The sequence below is a fragment of the Mucilaginibacter terrenus genome (assembly GCF_003432065.1).
GTDB classification, from domain to species: Bacteria; Bacteroidota; Bacteroidia; order Sphingobacteriales; family Sphingobacteriaceae; genus Mucilaginibacter; species Mucilaginibacter terrenus.
The window spans coordinates 16,237-37,421 of record NZ_QWDE01000008.1; the positions used below are offsets into that span (position 1 = coordinate 16,237).

17 protein-coding genes are annotated in these 21,185 nt (G+C 43.6%); 13 read left to right on the forward strand and 4 right to left on the reverse strand.

All coding sequences use genetic code 11. The annotated features are described in order from the left end of the window. The first annotated feature begins 112 nt into the window (after positions 1 to 112). On the forward strand, positions 113 to 1,954 hold the full coding sequence (locus DYU05_RS20675) for an ATP-binding protein (protein ID WP_117385077.1): 1,842 nt from the start codon (positions 113 to 115) through the stop codon (positions 1,952 to 1,954). 152 nt (positions 1,955 to 2,106) lie between these two features. After that, positions 2,107 to 2,991 carry a cupin-like domain-containing protein gene (locus DYU05_RS20680; RefSeq protein ID WP_117385078.1) on the forward strand — a complete coding sequence of 295 codons (885 nt, stop codon included), beginning with the start codon at positions 2,107 to 2,109 and terminating at the stop codon, positions 2,989 to 2,991. A 10-nt stretch (positions 2,992 to 3,001) separates the two neighbouring features. Here the strand turns inward: DYU05_RS20680 and DYU05_RS20685 are convergent, their stop codons facing one another. Next, complete coding sequence (locus DYU05_RS20685; protein WP_117385079.1) at positions 3,002 to 3,421, reverse strand: YybH family protein; 420 nt, start codon at positions 3,419 to 3,421, stop codon at positions 3,002 to 3,004. A gap of 102 nt (positions 3,422 to 3,523) precedes the next feature. Between DYU05_RS20685 and DYU05_RS20690 the strand changes: the two genes are divergently transcribed. The 6 genes from DYU05_RS20690 (at position 3,524) to DYU05_RS20715 (ending at position 10,025) form a co-directional block, all read left to right on the forward strand. Next, positions 3,524 to 4,402, forward strand: coding sequence for a carbohydrate kinase family protein (locus DYU05_RS20690; RefSeq protein WP_117385080.1), 879 nt, complete (start codon positions 3,524 to 3,526; stop codon positions 4,400 to 4,402). A gap of 93 nt (positions 4,403 to 4,495) precedes the next feature. Beyond that, positions 4,496 to 5,596, forward strand: coding sequence for a vWA domain-containing protein (locus tag DYU05_RS20695; protein ID WP_117385081.1), 1,101 nt, complete (start codon positions 4,496 to 4,498; stop codon positions 5,594 to 5,596). Between the two features lie 101 nt (positions 5,597 to 5,697). Further along, positions 5,698 to 7,200, forward strand: a complete 1,503-nt coding sequence (locus tag DYU05_RS20700; RefSeq protein WP_117385082.1) for a sigma 54-interacting transcriptional regulator — start codon at positions 5,698 to 5,700, stop codon at positions 7,198 to 7,200. A 27-nt stretch (positions 7,201 to 7,227) separates the two neighbouring features. Further along, positions 7,228 to 8,508 (forward strand): metallophosphoesterase, encoded by a 1,281-nt coding sequence (locus DYU05_RS20705; RefSeq protein WP_117385083.1) that lies wholly within the window; start codon positions 7,228 to 7,230, stop codon positions 8,506 to 8,508. A gap of 16 nt (positions 8,509 to 8,524) precedes the next feature. Next, a complete protein-coding gene (locus DYU05_RS20710; protein ID WP_235854077.1) occupies positions 8,525 to 9,400 on the forward strand; it encodes a UbiA prenyltransferase family protein in 876 nt (291 codons plus the stop codon). A 1-nt stretch (position 9,401) separates the two neighbouring features. Beyond that, entirely contained in the window at positions 9,402 to 10,025 is a 624-nt protein-coding gene (locus tag DYU05_RS20715; RefSeq protein WP_117385084.1) for a class I SAM-dependent methyltransferase, read from the forward strand. Between the two features lie 7 nt (positions 10,026 to 10,032). Here DYU05_RS20715 and DYU05_RS20720 read toward each other — a convergent pair whose 3' ends face one another. From DYU05_RS20720 to DYU05_RS20730, 3 genes are read right to left on the reverse strand one after another with little or no spacing between them, the layout of a single operon-like run. Next, positions 10,033 to 10,722 carry a response regulator transcription factor gene (locus DYU05_RS20720; protein WP_117385085.1) on the reverse strand — a complete coding sequence of 230 codons (690 nt, stop codon included), beginning with the start codon at positions 10,720 to 10,722 and terminating at the stop codon, positions 10,033 to 10,035. Between the two features lie 21 nt (positions 10,723 to 10,743). Continuing rightward, a complete protein-coding gene (locus DYU05_RS20725; RefSeq protein WP_117385086.1) occupies positions 10,744 to 12,384 on the reverse strand; it encodes a sensor histidine kinase in 1,641 nt (546 codons plus the stop codon). Between the two features lie 6 nt (positions 12,385 to 12,390). Continuing rightward, positions 12,391 to 14,280 carry an alpha/beta hydrolase family protein gene (locus DYU05_RS20730; RefSeq protein ID WP_117385087.1) on the reverse strand — a complete coding sequence of 630 codons (1,890 nt, stop codon included), beginning with the start codon at positions 14,278 to 14,280 and terminating at the stop codon, positions 12,391 to 12,393. 130 nt (positions 14,281 to 14,410) lie between these two features. Here DYU05_RS20730 and DYU05_RS20735 point away from each other — a divergent pair, with 130 nt between their 5' ends. The 5 genes from DYU05_RS20735 (at position 14,411) to DYU05_RS20755 (ending at position 21,107) form a co-directional block, all read left to right on the forward strand. Further along, positions 14,411 to 16,222: a tetratricopeptide repeat protein gene (locus DYU05_RS20735; protein ID WP_117385088.1), complete on the forward strand. Its 1,812-nt coding sequence runs from the start codon at positions 14,411 to 14,413 to the stop codon at positions 16,220 to 16,222. 57 nt (positions 16,223 to 16,279) lie between these two features. After that, complete coding sequence (locus tag DYU05_RS20740) at positions 16,280 to 16,582, forward strand: DUF4286 family protein (RefSeq protein WP_117385089.1); 303 nt, start codon at positions 16,280 to 16,282, stop codon at positions 16,580 to 16,582. Positions 16,583 to 16,585: 3 nt separating this feature from the next. After that, positions 16,586 to 17,146, forward strand: a complete 561-nt coding sequence (gene rfbC / locus DYU05_RS20745; protein WP_117385090.1) for a dTDP-4-dehydrorhamnose 3,5-epimerase — start codon at positions 16,586 to 16,588, stop codon at positions 17,144 to 17,146. Positions 17,147 to 17,385: 239 nt separating this feature from the next. After that, positions 17,386 to 18,219 carry a M57 family metalloprotease gene (locus DYU05_RS20750; protein WP_117385091.1) on the forward strand — a complete coding sequence of 278 codons (834 nt, stop codon included), beginning with the start codon at positions 17,386 to 17,388 and terminating at the stop codon, positions 18,217 to 18,219. Between the two features lie 83 nt (positions 18,220 to 18,302). Beyond that, positions 18,303 to 21,107 carry a S8 family serine peptidase gene (locus DYU05_RS20755; RefSeq protein WP_117385092.1) on the forward strand — a complete coding sequence of 935 codons (2,805 nt, stop codon included), beginning with the start codon at positions 18,303 to 18,305 and terminating at the stop codon, positions 21,105 to 21,107. Positions 21,108 to 21,185 lie beyond the last annotated feature (78 nt).

Below are 21,185 nucleotides of genomic sequence, written 5' to 3' on the forward strand. Positions count from 1 at the left end.
CGGCTGTTATTTAACATGCTAAAACTTCTTTAGTTCTAAAACTATAAGTTATAAAACCCACAGTCCAAACTTTCGTAAAAGGCTGTTGTTTGTTGAGTGTTAATAACAGAAAATGTCGAGCCAAAACCAGCCTTTAATTCCGGTAGAGGAACAATTTAAAATAATAGCCGATACTGCCCCGGTACTAATCTGGATATCTGGTGTGGACAAGTTGTGCTATTTTTTTAATACTGGCTGGTTAAATTTTACAGGACGATCAATGCAGCAGGAAGTTGGAACTGGCTGGACAGAAGGTGTACATCCGGATGACTTGCAGCGCTGTTTGAAAACATATTTTCATGCATTTGATGCTCGCGAGGAATTCAGAATAGAGTATCGGCTCAAAAGGCACGATGGTCGTTTCTGCTGGGTGATAGATCATGGCGTACCCAGATATACTCAGGATGGGGAGTTCGCAGGATATATCGGATCTTGTATAAATATAGACAGTGTTTTAGAATCTGAACGGGTTAAAACAGATTTTATAAGCAGTGAATCCGTTAAGAACGAGCAAGCTCTAAATGAAGAGTTAGCCTCAACAAATGAGGAACTTACAGCCGCGAATGAAGAACTGGCATCAATAAACATGCAATTGGTGTCTGCCCAGGGCAAACTTGCTGCACTGAACAGTCAGTTGGAGGAAAAAGTACTTTTACGTACCGCAGAATTGGAGCAGAGTGAGCAGGAACAACAGGCGCTGAACGAAGAACTCGCAGCCACCAACGAAGAATTGACTGCTGCTAATGACGGGCTTGTAATTAGTCAGGAACAACTCCAGAATACTATACGCGAACTTGCAGAAAGCGAGCACCAGATTCGCAGTCTGGTAGAAAGTGCGCCGTTCCCGATAGGTGTGTATAAGGGGCGGGAGATGCGCATCATACTTGCAAACCAATCCATTATGGATGTTTGGGGGAAAGGAAACGATGTTGTAGGTAAACTGTATTCAGAAATATTACCTGAGCTGTCTAATCAGCAAATCTATTCTCAACTGGATGATGTATATACTACCGGCGTGCCATTCCACGCCCGTAACCAACGGGTTGACATTGTAGTTGATGGCAAGCTACAGCCCTACTATTTTAACTATAGCTTTACTCCGCTTTATGATACCGCAGGCAATATTTATGGTGTTATGAATACTGCCGCGGAAGTCACCGATCTGGTATTAGCCAAACAGCGTGTTGAGCAAAGCGAGAGGCAGCTTGAGCAAAGCCTTGAAGACGTGCATAAGCTGCAACGCCAAAAGGACGGCTTTATAGGTATTGCGAGCCATGAGTTAAAAACGCCGCTGACATCATTATCAGCTATTATACAGGTACTTACAGCAAAGCTTAAAGATTCAACAGACCCTTTTATATCCGGTGGGCTAAGTAAAGCAACCGCCCAGGTTAAGAAAATGAGCAACCTTATTAACGGCTTTCTCAACATTTCCAGGCTGGAGTCTGGTAAAATTTTGATAGAGAAGCAACAATTTAGATTGGACCAGTTGCTGGATGACGTTATCGACGAGGTACAATTGACAACCCAAAACCATCAAATTTCGCATTTATCACGCCAACCAATAAATGTTTTTGCCGACAAAGAAAAGATAGGCTCGGTTTTAGCTAATCTTCTCAGCAATGCTATAAAATACTCTCCTAAAGGCAGGCAAATAGACGTTAGTTACGAGGTGCAAAACAACATAGTAAAAGTTGCTATCCGTGATGAAGGTATGGGCATTAAACAGCAAGACCTGGACAAGTTGTTTGACCGGTACTACCGTGTAGAATCGAACCACACACGTCACATATCCGGTTTTGGTATAGGGCTATATCTAAGTGCGGAAATCATTAAACAGCATGATGGGGAGATATGGGCCGAAAGCGAAAGCGGTGTTGGATCAACCTTCTACTTTACACTGCCGTTAAATTAACCCCACCTCTGAAAGTGGCTATACTTGTTCACGTGTGGTGCTTACGTAACTTTAACACCATTTTAACTGGTTATTCATTTTAAATTTATTATTTTGATATATCGGGGTAACCTTTAACTAATAACAGTTGGCGGTTTAACCTGTATCCCTATATGTGCTTTAAACTAGGTCCGATTGATACTGTCGACACGATTTCTGCTGAAGATTTTAGAAAGCATTATCTTAAACCACGCCGCCCGCTCATTATAAAGGGGCTTACAAATAATTGGCCTGCACGTGAAAAATGGACACCGGAATACCTTAAGGAGGTTGTCGGCAAAAAGGTGGTACCTTTATATGATAACTCCAAAGCCGATCCATCCAAGCCCATTAACTCATCAGTGAAAGAAATGCCTTTTGATGAGTACATCGACCTGATAAGATCCACCCCTACTGAACTACGTATTTTCTTCTTCAACATTTTCAAGCAAGCGCCAGAACTACTTAATGATATTGTGCTGCCTAAAGACCTTATGGGTGGCTTTCTGGAGAGCATGCCTGCTATGTTCTTCGGAGGGTCCAACTCTGTTACTTTCCTGCATTATGATATTGATTTGCCACATATCTTTCACACGCACTTTGGCGGCCGTAAGCATGTGATACTTTTTGAAAATAAATGGAAACGCCGGTTGTACTGCATCCCTAACGCTACCTACGCGCTGGAGGATTACGATGTACTAAATCCGGATATCAAAAAGTTTCCAGCTTTAGAGGGTGTAGAAGGTACCGAAGCTTTCCTGGAGCATGGCGATACGTTATTTATGCCCACAGGCTACTGGCACTGGATGAAGTATATAGATGGGTCTTACTCGCTTAGCCTGCGTGCATGGGATGCCTCTTTAAGCCGAAAAGCTGCAAGCATCTACAACCTCGCTATAAAGGGAGGTTTAGATAGTCTGTTGAAGATGGGACTTAAGAAAAACTACGCTCAATACCGCGAAAGGTTAGCAGTAAAATGGGCAGAAAAGGAATTAGCCGCCGGAAAGCCGAGGCAATAATTTAGTCTGGTCAGGAAGTATGGTCACAAACTATCTTCCACTCGCCGTTTATTTTACGGAACCATAGAGTAAAGTAGCCACCGGGTTGGTCCTTTTCCCGCTTAAGCGACCACGCGCCCATAACAAAAGCGTCTCTTTCGCCAAGTAGTTCTATCTTATCCAGCCTAAAAGTAAGCCGCCCCATCGCCGCTTTGTCCGGATAGCCTTTCTTGTAGCCGTCGTAAGTTTGCTGCCATCCGTAGTTTGGTCCGCGTTTGCTGATGAACATCAGCGAATCGGATTTCCAATAGCCCTGCATAAAGCCCTCAAGGTCGCCTTTGCTCCAGGCAATCTCCTGGTCGTGCATCAGTTGCTGTATAGCTTCTTTATCCTGTGCAAAGCAAAAACTTGTCGCAAATGATAATACTAAACAAAGCAGTGTGTTCTTCATATTTTAAAGATATAGATTTAAGAAACATTAATTGCAAGTCGCCCGTTAAGTAAACGCCCAATCATTAAAAATTAATTAGCTTTACGTTTTCAGCCCCAAAATATGAATAAACAGATACTGTGCTTCGGCGAGGTTTTATGGGACGCATTTGGCGATGGTAAAAAGGCAGGTGGCGCGCCTATGAATGTTGCACGCCATTTGGTGCAGCAAGGCAACAATGTACTTTTTGCCAGCAGAGTAGGCGCCGATCCATCCGGTGAGGAACTAACAGGCTTTCTAAAAACAAGCGGCCTTTACAGCAACCTGCTACAGCAGGATGAGCAACTCCCCACTTGCGAGGTGGCCGTGCAACTGGACGAAAACAATACGGCTACATACGTTTTTCCGGAAAAGGTATCCTGGGACAACATCCAGTTTACTGATGAGCTGAATACTGCTGCACGTAACGCAGGTGCTATTGTTTTTGGCAGCTTGGCTTGCCGCTACGATACCACTATGGACACGCTTGTACAAGTGCTTGACGAAAGCGACGCTATCAAGATTTTTGATGTGAACCTGCGCCCGCCGCACTTTACACTTGGCACCATCGAAGCTTTGGCCGCCCGGGCGAATGTTATTAAAATGAACGAGGAAGAAGCGCAGCTATTAATCCACAGCAGCAAAACCGGCGACCTCAAGGAAATGATAATGGAATTCCAGAGCAAATTTAACGCAACGGTTATATGTGTAACCCGCGGAGACAAAGGCGCTATTATCTGGAAAGATTTCCAGTTTTTCGAGCATCCGGGTTACAGCGTTGAAGTAGCTGATACAGTGGGTGCGGGCGATTCGTTTCTGGCAACCCTTATTACGGGTTTAATAAACGACGAACCTGTCCCGGACATCCTATGCAAAGCATGCGCAGTAGGTGCATTTGTTGCCAGCAAGCGGGGCGCCAATCCTGAGTACAAAATAGACGAGGTAATGGCATCCTTGTCTTAATTGTCATAACAGGCTAACAATTGACTTTATTGGGCTGAAAGGGAAACTTTTGCAGCAAATAATCCGTTACTTTATATTCAGAAAGGGTACAACATGCGTGGTTACGGATTTTCGAATTTCAAACCCAACCAGATCCCCAAAGGCGGATTTGAAGAATTACTAAAACTTTTCCTGGAGCTGCTTAACTATACATCGGGCGATGCCGGTGAGGCATTATCTTGGCTTACCGAGTTGGATAAACAATACGGCATTACCAATGATGACTATGGTATTGGCGACTTTATTGATGAGCTTAAACAGAAGGGCTATCTTGACGAAGATAAGCAGAACGGTGAGTTTAACATAACTGCTAAAACAGAACAAAGCATCCGGCAATCGGCACTGGAGGAGATCTTCGGCAAGCTAAAGAAATCGGGTAAGGGCAATCACCGCTCACCGCAAAGCGGTCAGGGCGATGAAAAAAATGCCGAGCGGCGTGAGTTTGAATTTGGCGATAGCCTGGACCAGATAGACATGACGCAATCTATACAGAATGCGCAGGTAAACCATGGTATAGGCGGCGATTTCATGATGACGGAGCGGGATTTAGAGGTAGAGGAAATGGATTACAAAACTCTAACCTCAACCGTGCTGATGATAGACATATCGCACTCTATGATTCTTTACGGCGAAGACAGGATTACGCCTGCTAAAAAGGTTGCTATGGCCCTTGCAGAGCTTATACGGACCAAGTACCCTAAAGATACATTGGATATAGTTGTATTTGGTAACGATGCCTGGCCAATTTCGTTGCAGGACCTCCCCTATTTGCAGGTTGGCCCGTACCACACCAACACCTATGCGGGTTTGGAATTGGCAACAGATATGCTGCGTCGGCGCAAAACGCACAACAAACAAATTTTCATGATAACCGATGGTAAGCCAACCTGTTTAAAGGAAGGTACCCGTTATTATAAGAACAGCATAGGGTTGGACAGAAAGGTGGTGAACAAAACCTTGAACATGGCGGCGCAATGCAAAAGGCTTAAAATACCAATTACCACTTTTATGATTGCTAAGGACCCTTACCTGCAGCAGTTTGTACGTAAGTTTACAGAGACCAACGGTGGTAAAGCATTCTACAGCTCATTAAATAACCTTGGCGAATACATTTTTGAAGATTACGCCAGGAACAGAAGAAAAAACGTAAGGTAAGCCCCTCAATCCCCTGAAGGGAAGTAGCATATAAAGCAGGGCTAATCAAAAACAATCATCTATCGGTGAGATCATATAAACCGATGACATCAAACTAACGAATGAATTATAAAGATATAACAACACTAGGGCAGCTTAAACAATCTGGCTATGTAAGCCGGTCTGTTAAAGACGAGCTGCGTGCTAACCTTATTAAACAACTTCAAAAAAAAGAAGGCGGGTTTGAGGGTATTGTCGGCTTTGAGGATACCGTTATTCCAGATCTGCAAACCGCTATCCTGTCACGCCACAACATCTTACTGCTAGGTCTTCGTGGTCAGGCTAAAACACGTATTGCCCGTTTGCTGGTAAACCTGCTGGACGAGTATGTGCCTTATGTTGAAGGCTCGGAATTGTTTGACGATCCGTTGGCGCCAATTTCCTGGTTCGCACATAACCTCATCAAAGAAAAAGGTGACGAAACACCTATTGGGTGGGTACATCGCAGCGAACGTTATACAGAAAAGCTGGCCACTCCCGACGTTACCGTTGCCGATTTAATTGGTGATGTTGACCCCATAAAGGCGGCCACCATGAAGCTGACCTACTCTGACGAGCGGGTAATTCACTTTGGCCTTATTCCGCGTGCGCACAGGGGCATATTTGTTATCAACGAACTTCCCGATCTGCAGGCGCGTATACAGGTATCGTTATTCAACATCCTGCAGGAACGCGATATACAGATACGTGGTTTTAAATTACGCCTGCCGCTAGACCTGCAATTTGTATTCACCGCTAACCCGGAAGATTATACCAATCGTGGTTCAATCGTAACGCCACTTAAGGACCGTATAGAAAGCCAGATACTTACGCATTATCCGCGCACGGTGGAGATCTCCCGTAAGATCACCCAGCAGGAAGCATTATTATCGCCAGAGCAGCGTACTAACGTTGAAGCTGATGGTCTAGTGAAAGATTTGGTGGAGCAAATAGCTTTTGAAGCACGTAATTCAGAATACATTGATAAGAAATCAGGTGTATCAGCCCGTTTAACCATTTCCGCTTATGAGAACCTGATCAGCAATGCCGAGCGCCGCATGATCATTAATGGTGAAAGCTCTACTTTTGTGCGCATTTCTGATTTCCTGGGTGTAATCCCTGCAATTACCGGTAAGATTGAACTGGTATATGAAGGCGAATTAGAAGGGCCGGGCAAAGTGGCCAATATATTAATTGGCAAGGCAATAAAAACGCTGATGCTGCAATTTTTCCCTGATCCTGAAAAAGCCAAGAAATCGAAAGCGCCCAACCCATATGCAGAAATTGTAAACTGGTTTAGCGATGGCAACAGTATCTCGCTGGTAGACGATCTGCCTCAGCAGGATTATAAAAAGCTTTTGAACAGCGTACCGGGTTTAAAAGACGTTGTCAAGAAGTTTCATCCACGCTTAAGCGAGAATCAGCAATTGTTATTAATGGAGTTCATTCTTCACGGACTTGCGGAATTCTCACAGCTAAATAAAGGTTTCCTTGATAACGGCTTTGCCTTCTCGGATATGTTCAACAGCTTGTTCAATTTGCAGCCGGATGAGGACGACCTTGATAATGACGACGATCGCTATTAACTTTGCCGCTCATTTTAACATTTGTTGATGCAAGGTTCGCTGGCTACCATACTCCTTATTCCCGTTATTTTAATTGTTGATGCTTACCTGCTTAAAGGTTTAAAAGCCGCTTTTCCCAAACGTAAGTTCGCTGGGAAAAGCGGCTTTGTAGTTTCTTACTGGGTGTTTTCCGTTGCGCTGATCACTGCCGCGTTATTGGGTGTTTATTCACCATTGGGTGCCGGCATACGTGCCGCGTTCCTCTTCGGTTTCGCGTTGGTATTTATATTTAAGTTTTGCTTCCTTTTAGCAATGCTGATAGATGAAGTGCGCCGTTGGGTAATCTTACGCAGAAAGAAGCATAAAGCACAGCCCATAATGGAACAACCTGCGCCGGCTAAAGAAAACACCGACAACATCCCCCGTTCAGAATTTTTGATGAAGGCCGGCTTGCTGGCAGGTGTGGTACCCCTGGCAGCTATTAAACTGACCATGTCTAAAGGGTGTTATGATTATCATGTAAGACAGGTAAACCTCTACCTGCCAAACCTGCCGAGGGCTTTCGACGGAATGCGTATCGGGCAGATATCAGACATCCATTCCGGTAGCTTTTACAACAAAACCGCCGTAAAAGGCGGCGTAGAAATGTTATTGCGCGAGAAAACGGATGTTATTTTTTTTACTGGCGACCTTGTTAACAAAGAAGCCTGGGAGATGAAAGATTACCAGGACATTTTTACTAAGGTAAAAGCGCCGTTAGGCGTATACTCCATACTGGGCAATCACGATTATGGCGATTACAGCGACTGGAGTTCACCAGCTGCTAAACAGAAGAACAATAACGCTATAATTGCCACCCACAAAAATATGGGTTGGGATATCCTGATAGATGAACACCGCCGCCTGAAGGTTGATGGTGAAGAGATAGGGCTGCTGGGCATAGGCAACTGGGGGCGAATGAGCCGTTTCCCTAAGTACGGACGCATGGATAAAGCGGTTGTTAATACTAATGACCTGCCCGTTAAATTGTTGTTGTCTCATGACCCATCGCATTGGCGCGCAGAAGTTTTACCAAAGTACCCGCAGATTGATGCAGTATTTGCAGGCCACACACATGGTTTGCAGTTTGGTATCCGTACAAATGACTTTCAATGGAGCCCGATAGAATACGTGTACCAGGAATGGGCCGGATTATACCGGGAGAAGCATCAGCAAATTTATGTGAATGTTGGTTATGGCTTCGCCGGCTTTGACGGCCGTGTTGGTATATTGCCCGAGATAACTATATTTACACTAAGGGCCGCCGAAGACCCTAACTACAAAGCCTAGCTACACTTTCGCATCTATGAAGAAATTACTGCTTGCTGCATTAGATTTTTTGCTCTTCAGTAATATATTCATGTCTTTATGCGCAGTAGCGCAGGCACTGGTAACTTTTCACCTGATTGATGCAAAGCCTGTTCCCGCAGCTATCGGGCTTCTCTTTACATCAACCCTCGGTATTTACAACTTCAGCATTCTGCTAAGTAAACCCAAGCGGCCCGAGCTCTCCCCTTACAGGCGTGTACGATGGTTTTTCAGCCACAACCGTTTGATGGTGACCTTTACAATTGTATCACTGTTGTCGCTTATTCCGCTGTTTTTTTTGCTATCAATGGAGTCGCGCATATTGCTGGTGTTTTTGTCGGTACTGTCATTTTGCTATAGCCTACCACTGTTTACCGTTGGCGAACAAAAATTTGGGTTGCGCAATATTCCTGGCCTAAAGCCATTCCTGATAACAGTAGTATGGACGCTCAGTTGTGTACTGCTGCCGATACTGGAAGCAGAGAACCTGCATATAGCTGATGTGAGCATGCGCGATACCATGATCCTGGTAGCAAAGCGCTTCCTGCTTATTGGTGCGCTAACCGTTCCGTTTGATATACGCGACCTTTTCCAGGACCGGCAATCCGGCCTCAAAACAATCCCTGTTGCCTGGGGAGAAAAGAACGCTTACTTATTTTGCCAGTTTTTGCTTGCCGGATATATTGTACTGCTATTCTTGTTCAGAAATAATGGCTTCAACAAAGACTTCTTCGCACTTGCGCTTACCGCGGCTTTAATGGGCTGGCTTATCTTCCGTTCTAAATGGGAAAAGAACGAATACTACTACTTTTTTTACCTGGACGGTGTACTGGTGCTGCAGTATGTAGTATTGGTAATATTCAACTTCTTCTAAAATGCAGGCTAATTATGATAATTCTGCATGCTTTTACGACCGGCTATCAGGGTTGGTTTTCGGGAAAGCGATTATTAACGCGCAAACCTTTTTACTAGGTCATATTCCTGCACACAGCAATATACTTGTTATCGGTGGAGGAACGGGGTGGATACTGGAAGAAATAGCAAGGGTGCATCCCCATGCTTTAAGCATTACCTATGTGGAGATATCCGCAAATATGATGGAGCTTTCGCGGAAAAGAAGCTATGGCGCCAACCAGGTAAACTTTGTTAACACCGCCATTGAAGAACTGAAATTAAACACAGAATTTGATGTGGTTATTACCCCATTCTTACTGGACAACTATACCGAAGAACATCTCCCGGCAACCTTCAACCACATACACCAAATGCTCAAACCTTCCGGAATATGGTTGTATACTGATTTCCAGCTTACCGGCAAATGGTGGCAGCAGGCAATGCTTAAAAGCATGCTGTCATTTTTTAAATTACTCTGCGGAGTAGAGTCGTGGCACTTGCCAGATGCAAAAGGACAATTCGCAAAGTTTCATTACGAAACACTAGCTGTTAAAACTTTCTACAAAGACTTTATCATTTCAAAAGTATACCAAAAGTCCGCTTAACAGGCTGCTAGTACACGAACTTGTAACCAATCCCTCTAACTGTTTGCAGGTAAGTTGGCGAATCAGGATTGTTCTCAATCTTTTTCCTTAAGCGTACTATGTGCATGTCAAGCGTACGGGTATTAACATCGGCGTTGTAACCCCATACTTCCATCATCAACTCTTCGCGGTTGATCACTTTATTCTTGTTCTTCAGGAAATAAAGCAATATCCTGTTCTCCAGAATTGTAAGCTCGGTCTTACGTCCGTCACGTATTAAAAGGTGGGTATTTGGCAGGTGTTCCATATTGCCAAACTTGTGCGACTCGGTTTTTTCACCGCTGTTTAAAGAAAACTTTATCTTGCTGTCAATCATGGCAACAAGCACATCCATGTTAAAAGGCTTGGTGATGTAGTCAGACACGCCAAAGTTGTAGGCGTCTATCTTATCTATATCCTGCGCTTTAGCGGTCATCATAATTACCAGCTTATCAAAGCCCTTTTCCCTTAAGCTAGCACAAACTTCGGAACCTTGCCTGCCAGGTAGCATCCAATCTAATAGAACAATATCAGGTTGCTCGACAAGAATCATTTTTTCAGCCTCGACGCCATTACCAGATTCTAACACTTTGTAGCCTTCGCTCTGCATGCGTTCCGCTACCAAAAACCGCAGGTTCTCGTCGTCCTCAACCAGCGCTATCTTAATTTCTTTGTTCATGTGCTATTTGTATGTATCGCTTTAGCTTTCAAGTGGCAATGTAACAATAAACGTTGAACCTTCATTAGGTCTACTGTTCACCGTAATGCTGCCGTTCATAAAATTCATTAATTCCTTACAGAAAGCCAACCCGAGACCAACGCTTCCGTTTTGATTATATTGGTTCTCTATACGGTAAAACTTCTTAAACACATCCCCCTGCTCACTTTTATCCATTCCAATACCTTTATCTGCAAATGAAAATACGATATTTCTTTTATCCTGTTTTATACTGATCAGCAATTCCTTCTTACCAGGATGCGAGTACTTGTACGCGTTTTCCATTAAGTTCTGGAAAACGCTGCCCAGTAATACCGGATCGCTGTAAAAGGTACTAACGTTATCCATAATATATTTGAGGTTAAAGTCCGGATACTTTATCTTAAAAGTATCTATATACCCTTTAACAAAGTGCTGAATATCTATCTCCTCGCGCTTTATACGTATAGAGCGGTTTTCCAGTTGAGTAAAAGACAACAGCTTATTCATCAATTCGTTCAGCTTATCGGCTTCTTCGTCCAATATTTTACCATAGTGTTTACGCTGCCGCTCACTAAGCTCTCCATCACCCCTTAAATTCGAGCCGGCTATTTTAATAACACTTACAGGCGTTTTAAACTCATGTGTAAAGTTGTTTATAAAGTCGTACTGGAGCTTAAATATTTTGAGGTTAACATTTAGGTTTCGGTAAATAAGGTAGCTAATAAGCACCAGGAAAAAGTATATCAGGAACAACACCGCACCTATAGGAAGATACCTTTTATCAATCTCGCGATTTAGGTGGCTTCTTTCGGAACTGAAGTATAATTTGAAGTTGGAGAAGGCACCAGGCAAGGCAACTTCTGTAATGATCTTTTCCTTTTCTACATCCAGCGGATCATACACAACCGGTTGAATGGTAACATCTTGGTAAAGCTCGGGATGGGTATTGTTTACCTTTAAAAAATGAGGGTCAAGCGAAAATGTAAGCATGTTCTGCTTACCAAAGTTTTGCGATTTACGGTTTTTGAGCACCGCCCGGTAAATCTTTATATCCTCCCTGCGCGGAATGTTGAGGTAACTTATTTTGTCCGGGTTAACGTTGTAAAAGGTGCGAAATATCTCATCCTGCGAGGGCAGCCTTGTGGTATCCGCTACATTAATAAAGTTGTGCAGCTTTAAGGCCATCTGTTTAAAGTCATCGTCGTTAGCCACCGACATATCTTTCTGGCCGAAAACTTTGCCGTGCTTAGGCTTGTAACGGTAAACAGCCTTAACAAATATGCCTTGATCTGCTACAACCTGGCTTACTGGCTTCCCTATTTGTATATCGTAGAAAAGTACCTTGCGTACAAAAGGGTAACTTTTAAACACCGTAGAAGCATAGTTAGCGGCCGATGCCGAATCAAGAAAGCCGTTGTAAGAGGTAATTTCCGGGATCTTGATCTGGAAAAAATCGTTGTAGGGTTTTATGGTTTGTTCCTGTACCTCTATCTTCTTGGATGTAAATTCATTCTCGACATACTTGGCCGTGAGCTTATAGCTTACAAAAATAGCAATGACAAGCGTTACCGTTATCAGTACTAAAAAAGCAGTGATCAGTGTAAAGTTGGTTCGGTAAACGTGTTTTTTAGGCGCCGTCATAGCAGGTTAAGGTTTAACCTGCATATTTGTTGCCAAAAATTTTTCTATTTCAGCATACATTTCCATACGATTATGCTCGCTACGGAAGAAGGCGCGCTCATTTTCTTTAAGCTGATATGTTACAGGCACATTACGCTTCTTTAGCTCTCTAACAAACTGATTTAGTTCGCTTATGTTCGCCCTCGGATCTTTAGCGCCCTGAAAAATCAGTAGCGGACTTTTAATTTTATCGGTATGGAAAACCGGCGATATTGCCCTCAACTGCTCTGCGTCCTTCTCAGGGTCACCTATCATTTCATAGGTCATTTTAAGATAAGGCTTATAAAACGCAGGTGCATCCTTCAGGTAAGTAAAAAAGTTTATCACGCCGTATTTCACCACAGCGCAGTTGTAAAGTTCCGGATGGAACGAGACACCGTAAAGCGCCGAGAAGCCGCCAAATCCCCCACCGAAAATCGCAATTTTCTTAGGGTTAGCTATTTTCTGCTCAATAAGCCAGTGTACGCCATCAGTTATATCACTTTGTATTTTTCCGCCAACTTGTTTAAAGCCGGCCCGCCTGAAGGCTTTGCCGTACCCTGCAGATCCACGGTAATTTACCTGGAAAACGGCATACCCGCGGCTAGCCAAAAACTGCACCTCCGGATCATATCCCCATGAGTCGCGTCCCCAAATACCATCATGCGGCACTACAACCACAGGTAAATTCTTGCGCTCTTTATCCTTTGGTACGGTTAGGTATCCGTTAATGGTTAGCCCATCAGTCGCTTTAAAACTAACCGGCTGCATGGCGCAAAACGCCGACGGGGTAAGGCCGCTATAAACGTCGCCGAGTTTGGTTAGTTTATCGCTATTACGCTCATATAAATAATAGGTTCCGGGCGACTTGTCAGTATAAGTATTAATGACAAATTTATTCTCCAGGCTATCGCGATCTACCACGTTTACCTCATCACCTTTAAGCTTGCTAGAAAGGCTGCTGTATATTTTTTCGATATCGTTGCTCAGGAAATGCTTTTGGGGCTTTGCTTCATCCCACCAAACAAACTCCACGCGGCGCTTATTTTTGCTATAGGCCACATCCATAATGTCCGCGTTAGCGCTGGCATACAACACCTTTACTTCACGACCGCTCTCAGCATCAATTTCAACCAGGGCAGTTTTATCTCGATCAACGTTGGATAACGCGTAGAAGTAGTTCTTTTCACCTGTGAAAGCAATCGGCTCTACCTTATCGTTAAAGTTATTTCTGATTACGGGCTTAAAAGCTGTTTGTTCGTTTAAGCGGAACAGTATAGTTTCGTTTACACCGTCAGATAACTTTTCCAGCCTGATGGTACCATCAGGCTCGGGGTACCATTTTGTTACGTTACCAGGGTTTTGTAAATACAGCTTTAATTCACCTGTTTTAACGTTTAAATGGTACACGTCAAAGTTAGCAGGGTCACGCTTGTTTATAGCAACGGTAATAATATCAGGTCTTAGTCTATTGCGGTTTAATATACGTATGCGCGCATTATTCAGGTTAAGCAGCTTCTTAATCTTCAGGCTGGCAACATCCAGTGTAAAAACCCTAAACTCATCGTTAGCAATAATGTCCTGGGTAAATACAATCTGATTGTTAAAGGTCCAGGAGTAGTCGCGTACAGAGTAATCGGTGTACGATGTAGCCATTTGCTCGTTACCCGTTTTTAACGACTTGATGTATATATTTTGTTTATCTTTATAAGGCTTGAGGTACGACACGAACTGCCCATCGGGAGAGATCTTATAGAAGCTCTTTTCCGGCGTTCTGAAAAAATTGCCAATAGGTATTTGCTGGTCTTCTTGTTGTTTACACGCACCCAGTAGTACAGCAATAGCAAAAAATAATAAAGTTCTTAAGCGGCCGGGCATTTGTATGTGGCTTATTAATTATCAGGGTCAAAGTACCTATTTAAAACAACGCAAATCTAAATGTCACTACAATTTTACCCTGTAACAACGTTATATACAATGCCTGGGCGCACATAAATATACAACATAAATGAAGCGGTTTTTAGCCATTTTAATATTCACACTTGTATCTGCCACCAGGCTTTTTGCTCAAGATAATGATTTATTGCTTGCCCGCCAATATGCTCAAAATGGCGAACAACAGAAAGCGTTGGATATTTATCTGAAGTTGTATAAACAGGATAACGAGTTGTACTTTCAACAATATTTAAGCGCCTTGTTGAACAACAAAAAGTTTGACGAAGCCGAAAGCATCACAAAAAAGATGATTAAGCGGCACGCGGGCAGCAATGAGTATGTCATAGCGCTTGGATCGGTATACACGCAGCAGGGCCAGGCAGACAAAGCAGATGCTGTTTACTCGGACCTGATAAAGAACCTCCCGGCAGATCAGAATGAAATATCATCCATTGCCGCCCAGTTTTACCAAAATGCCAATGTAGATTACGCGATACGCATCTTTTTACAAGGCAGAAAAGTGCTGCGCAACGATGCACTTTTTTCTTTTGAGCTGATCAATCTGTACCGCTATAAGCGAGATAAACCTGCTCTAACAGAAGAGTACCTTAACTTTCTACCGTCAAACCCATCTTTCATAAACCAGGCGCAAAGCGTATTGGCAACAGTTTATGAAGGAAGCCAGGATTATGAAGCGCTTAAGTTTAGCTTATTTAAGCGCATACAAAAAGATCCGCAGCAGGTAGTATACATTAACCTGCTTACATGGCAGTTTTTACAACAGAAAGAATACGACCAGGCGCTTAACCAGGCGCTTGCTTTAAGCCGCCGTACAAACGATGATGGAAGCAGTGTATTTGAACTCTGCAGCACATTAGTAGCCAATAATGCTTTTGATGCTGCTATACGAGGGTATGAGTACGTTATTTCAAAAGGTAAAGAAAACCCCAACTACGTTTCTGCTAAGATTGAAATTTTAAACACCAGAAATCTAAAGGTTACCAGTGGTAAATACACCCAGGCAGATTTGCTTAGCCTGGAACAGGATTATCTTACTTTATTAGAAGAATTCGGCCGGAACCGCGGTACACTATTCGCCATGGAAAAACTGGCAACACTACAGGCATTTAAACTTCACAAGTTAAAAGAGGCACAATCTCTTCTACAAGCTGCAGTTAACATTCAAGGTGCAAGGCCCAACCTCATTGCGACCTGTAAACTTGACCTTGGCGACGTCTACCTGCTTAATAACCGTCCTTGGGATGCCACATTGGAATACAGCCAGGTAGAGAAAGACAATTCTGCAATTAGCACGGCTATTGGGCAAGAGGCTCTTTTCAGAAATGCGAAGCTTGCCTATTATATGGGCGATTTTACGTGGAGCCGAGGCCAACTGGATGTTTTAAAAGCAGCCACTACGCAATTGATTGCTAATGATGCATTAAATTTATCATTATTGATATCTGACAACTTAGCAGCGGACAGTACAGGCGCAGCATTAAAGATGTATGCCAGGGCCGATTTACTGATCTTTTCGGAACAGACTGAAAAAGCGATTAAAACATTGGACAGCATAGGCAAAAAATATCCTGAAAACGGCCTTGCAGCTGATATATTGATGGCAAAAACAAAAATTGCTATGCAACAGCAAGATTATGCTAATGCTATTACGCTTCTTAAACAAATTGCAGATAAATACCCCGACAACCTTTGGGCTGATGATGCGGTGTACATGCTGGGCGACATTTACGAGAACAGTCTTAGCAACCCCGATCTCGCCAAAACTTATTATCAGAAAATAATTGCCGATTATCCGGGTAGTTTGTGGCTTAACGAAGCCCGTAAGAGGTTTAGGCTTTTAAGAGGCGATAAGAATTCGTCCTAAGCTTTCCCGTCGTTATTCAACATTCTTTCGTCTAAAATCATTTACTACTTTTGCCGAATGATAATCTATAACGATACCTATATACTGGAAGATACTGTTGAGCAGGAATGGCTCACCTGGATGAGGGAAGTACATATTCCTGATATCATGGCCACCGGCTGCTTTAGCTCACACCAAATACTCACCGTTATTGACTCTCCTAACGATGGCATAACCTATTGCGTACAGTTTATAGCAGACACCATCGAAAATTTTCAGGACTATTATCGCACCCATCTTTTTGGCTTCCAGGAGCTTCATCAACAACAATTTGCCGAGCGGTTTGTATTGTTTAACACTTTGATGAAAACTGTAGATTAACTTATGAACGTTACTGAAACTATTATTCCCGGAGTATTGATACTTGAGCCACGAGTATTCACAGACGACCGTGGTTACTTCTTTGAAAGCTACAGCAAGCGCACCCTTGCTGAACTGGGCATTGAAGCTGATTTTGTACAGGACAACCAGTCTATGTCACAAAAAGGCACTGTAAGGGGCCTGCATGCTCAGGCACATCCGTTTGCGCAAGGTAAACTTGTACGTGTATTACAGGGTAGTGTAATGGATGTTGCAGTTGATGCAAGGGTGGGTTCGCCAACTTACGGGCGCCATGTAGCAGTTGAGCTTACAGCGGCTAACAACCGGCAGCTATGGGTACCAGCTGGCTGCCTGCACGGCTTTGTAACACTGGAAGACAATACCATATTTACCTACAAAGTAACCAACTACTACGACAAGGCGTCAGAAACAGGAGTAGTATGGAACGATCCTGAACTTGCTATCGGGTGGGGAATTAACGAGGCAAATGCGGTACTATCTGCAAAAGATCTGGAGCTTCCGGATTTTAAATCTTTTAAAAGCCCTTTTACTTACCAGGCGTAACATTAGCCGGTAAAGTCTCCTTTCCTACAGGTAATATTTACCATGGGTTAAATTTGCTATACAGCTTATTTAACCTTTTCGTGTTTCATCAGGATTTTTCTTTTTTGTTAAAAAATACGTAACTTACACGTTACAATTAACGTACTAGAAATTGACCGGCCAGTCAACAACAATCACGAAAATTAACACATCTAACTGTTTCACTCACTTAACTTAACTTGAATTAACTCTACACTTACATGAAAACTAATTTGTTAACAAGAACAGGCTTATCAATAGCCCTGCTGTCGAGCGTATTATTAGCTTGCCAGAAAAACACTAAAACTACAGATGCTACACCAGTAGCTAAAACCGAAGTTTCCAGCCAAGCGCTTCAATCCATTGCCAACATGGGCTTTAGTACAGATGATGTACACAAGGTAAACGGCGGCTATTTAGTTGAAGGCGACATTATGCTTACCGATGAGAATATGGCTGATGCGGCTACCAGCTCTTTCCTCCGTGTTGCCGAAGCTGAGCAGTACCGTACCACTAACCTGGTAAAAAACCTGCCAAGAACAGTAACTGTATCGGTATCAAACCTGCCAACCGTGTATGCTACGGCAACACAAAACGCACTTGCCCGCTACAATGCACTTAACTTAACACTTAAGTTCCAGTTTGTAAGCACCGGCGGGCAGATCCAGGTGATTGGCTTTAACGAAGGCCCTAGCGGCGGTTACATCACCTTAGGCTCTTCAGGTTTCCCTACTCGTAAAGGCAATCCTTACAGCCAAATACAAATGAATACTAACGCACAAGCTTACGGTACTAATCCGGATGTTAATTACCTAACCTCGGTATTACAACATGAGTTGGGCCATTGCATTGGTTTCCGCCATACCGATTATTTTGATCGTTCTTACAGCTGCGGTGGTACTGCAACAAACGAAGGTGCATCAAACGTGGGTGCAGTTTTAATTCCGGGTACACCAGCCGGAGCTGATGCTGCTTCGTGGATGCTGGCCTGCTCTAACGGCGGCGATCGCACCTTTAATTCAAATGATAAAATAGCTTTGAATTACCTGTACTAAGCAAAACGTATTTCACAGTTAATGTTTAATTTTATTGATTGGTAAAGGGGAGTGAAAATTCCCCTTTATTATTTCTGCCTGCTATGTTAAAAAAAGGGAGCTGCCTTTTATTAGTTTTGACGCTTTGTGCCAATTTATCTAGGGCGCAACTTACCCGATATCAAAAACAGCTGAATAGCGTTTATACAAATAAGGCCGATCTCCAGCAAAACAAAGCTGATAGCAATAAATACTTCCTGGTTCAACTTAAAAGCCCTGCAGATGCCAGCAAACTGCGGCTTGTTAAACGCCTTTCTTATGATTATTACATTGCTGCTTCTACGTCCAAAATAAATACTGGCGAAAACCTGCTTAGCGTTGCACCCGCAAATGCCTTATGGAAAGCCACAGATGACCTCGCGTTACAAGCTGCATCGCACCCAAACAGCAATAGGCAAGTTACCCTGGTGCTTCGGCGGCAAAACGCAACAAGCGTTAACAACATCAGGGCCGTTGCTAATATCGTCTCTGCCAACGGCAATAACGTCGTTGTAAATGTCCCTCTGAAACAACTCCCCGCTTTACTGGCGGACGAAAACATAATCTTTGCATCTCCGGTTCGAAAGGCACATGAAGAACTTGCCATAGGTAATCTGGATTTAGGTGTGAACAGCATAGCTGCTGTTACAGATTCCTACCCTGAGCTAAACGGCACAGGCATAAACGTGAGCCTGAAAGAACAAACCTACGACGAAACCGACCTTGATCTCCTTGGCCGCTCTTTTATTTCTGCGCCCCGGTCCGATGTTATATCTAACCACGCCACTGTTATGGCTACGCTTATTGGTGGCAGCGGCATATCTTACATAAAAGGGCTGGGCGCTGCTCCTGCCGTAAAGCTTACTTCGTCAGACTTTATTACACTGCTGCCAGACAGCCTACCGTACTTTACCAATTTTAACATTGCGCTGCAAAACCACTCTTACGGCACCGGCATCGAAAATTATTATGGTATCGAAGCTGTGGCGTACGATAAACAATTGTACGAGAATGACACCCTCATACATGTTTTTTCATCTGGCAATATTGGCACAAGTACACCTGCCACAGGCCTGTACAATGGGTTAGCAAACGTAGCTAACCTGTCTGGCACCTTTAAGCAGGCCAAGAACGTACTGGTTGTAGGTGGTACCGGGCGCACCAACATTCCTGAGGCGCTAAGCTCCGCCGGCCCGACCTACGACGGCCGGGTAAAACCCGAACTCGTTGCCGATGGTGAAGATGGCACCTCAGGTGCCGCGGCGCTTGCATCGGGCACGGTAGCGTTAATGCAACAAGCTTACAAGCTAAAGTTTAACAAAAAGCCACCCGCCGCCCTTTTAAAAAGCATCCTGATTAATACTGCCGATGACCTTGGCACACCCGAAGTAGACTTCAAAACCGGTTATGGAAAAATGAATGCCCTTGAGGCGGTAAGATCCATCAACAACAATCGCTTTTTCTCCGGCACGGTAAGCAACCAAACCAGAGCCACTTACCAGGTAACCGTACCAGCCAATTGCAGTATGTTGAAAATAGCTTTAGCGTGGAACGATGCACCCGCTACGCTGAATGCGCCTTATGCGCTCATTAATGATCTTGATCTGTCAATACAAACTCCTGCCGGCGAAACACTGTTGCCCTGGGTTTTAAGCAGCTATCCGAATACCGACTCACTCACCAAGCCGGCAACCAGACAGCGCGATACTCTAAATAATACCGAACAGATCACGCTCAAAAATCCAGCAGCTGGTACTTATACTATTTTGGTTAATGGCAGCCGGGTTATCACCGCGAGCCAACCGTTCTATATTGCCTACAATACAAAGCAGGCAAACAGTTTTGAATGGACGTATCCATCACCCGCCGACAAAATTCTGGCAACAGAAGACAATTACCTGCGGTGGCAAAATACTTTTACAGCTACCAACGGAAAACTGAGCATAAGCTACGACCATGGCGCCACCTGGCAGGCCATTGCTTCCGTCCCGCTCTCCGGAGGTTATTATAAATGGAACGTTCCCGACGTTTTCACCAAAGCCATACTAAAGATGAGCATTAACGGTAATGATCATCTGAGTAAAGAGTTTATCATCTCCAAACCGCTAGCTTTGGATGTAGGCTTCGACTGTACAGATGGCACATTGCTTCATTGGAGCCCTCAGCCCGGCGCTACCAAATACATCGTTTATAACTTAAAAGATAACCAGCTACAGCAACTTACTACAGTTACCGACACCACCGTTATTATTCCAACCGGTATGCAATCCTCTAAATACTTTGCAGTAAGCGCAACGGGGAATGGTTTTGAGGGAGTACGCAGTTATACCATTAATGCCACTACACAGGGTACCGGTTGTTATGTTAAAAACATACTGGCAGAGGTAAATAACAACAACAGTATAAAACTAACGCTCAACGTGGGCAGCGTTTTCAACCTAAGCAGTATTACCTGGGAAAAACAAACCGGTATTAACATGTATACAGATATTGGCAACTCGGCCCTTAAAACAGCATTGAGCTACCAGTTTATTGATACAAATCCTAAAAAGGGGATCAACTATTACCGCGCGCGGCTGACCAAAACAGATGGAAGCGCTATCTACTCTGATCTTGCAAGCGCTATTTTGCTTCAATCGAACCAAATCACCCTATATCCAAACCCTGTAAGCACGCAATTAAATATCCTTACCGGTGAGTTGAACACCTACGAGTTGAAACTGTACGATGCCATGGGTATACTTCGCTTTAGCAAAACGTTAAATGGCTTACAAAACGCTATAAGTTTGAATGTTATGCCGGGTATGTACATCTGCACTGTTAGCGCAAACTCCAAAATTTTATACCAGGGAAAAATTGTGAAGCTTTAGTAACAATATTGTGATTTAACAATCCTAATGATGTTTTTAACAGATTTTAACAATTAAAAATTCTATTACTAAGAATTT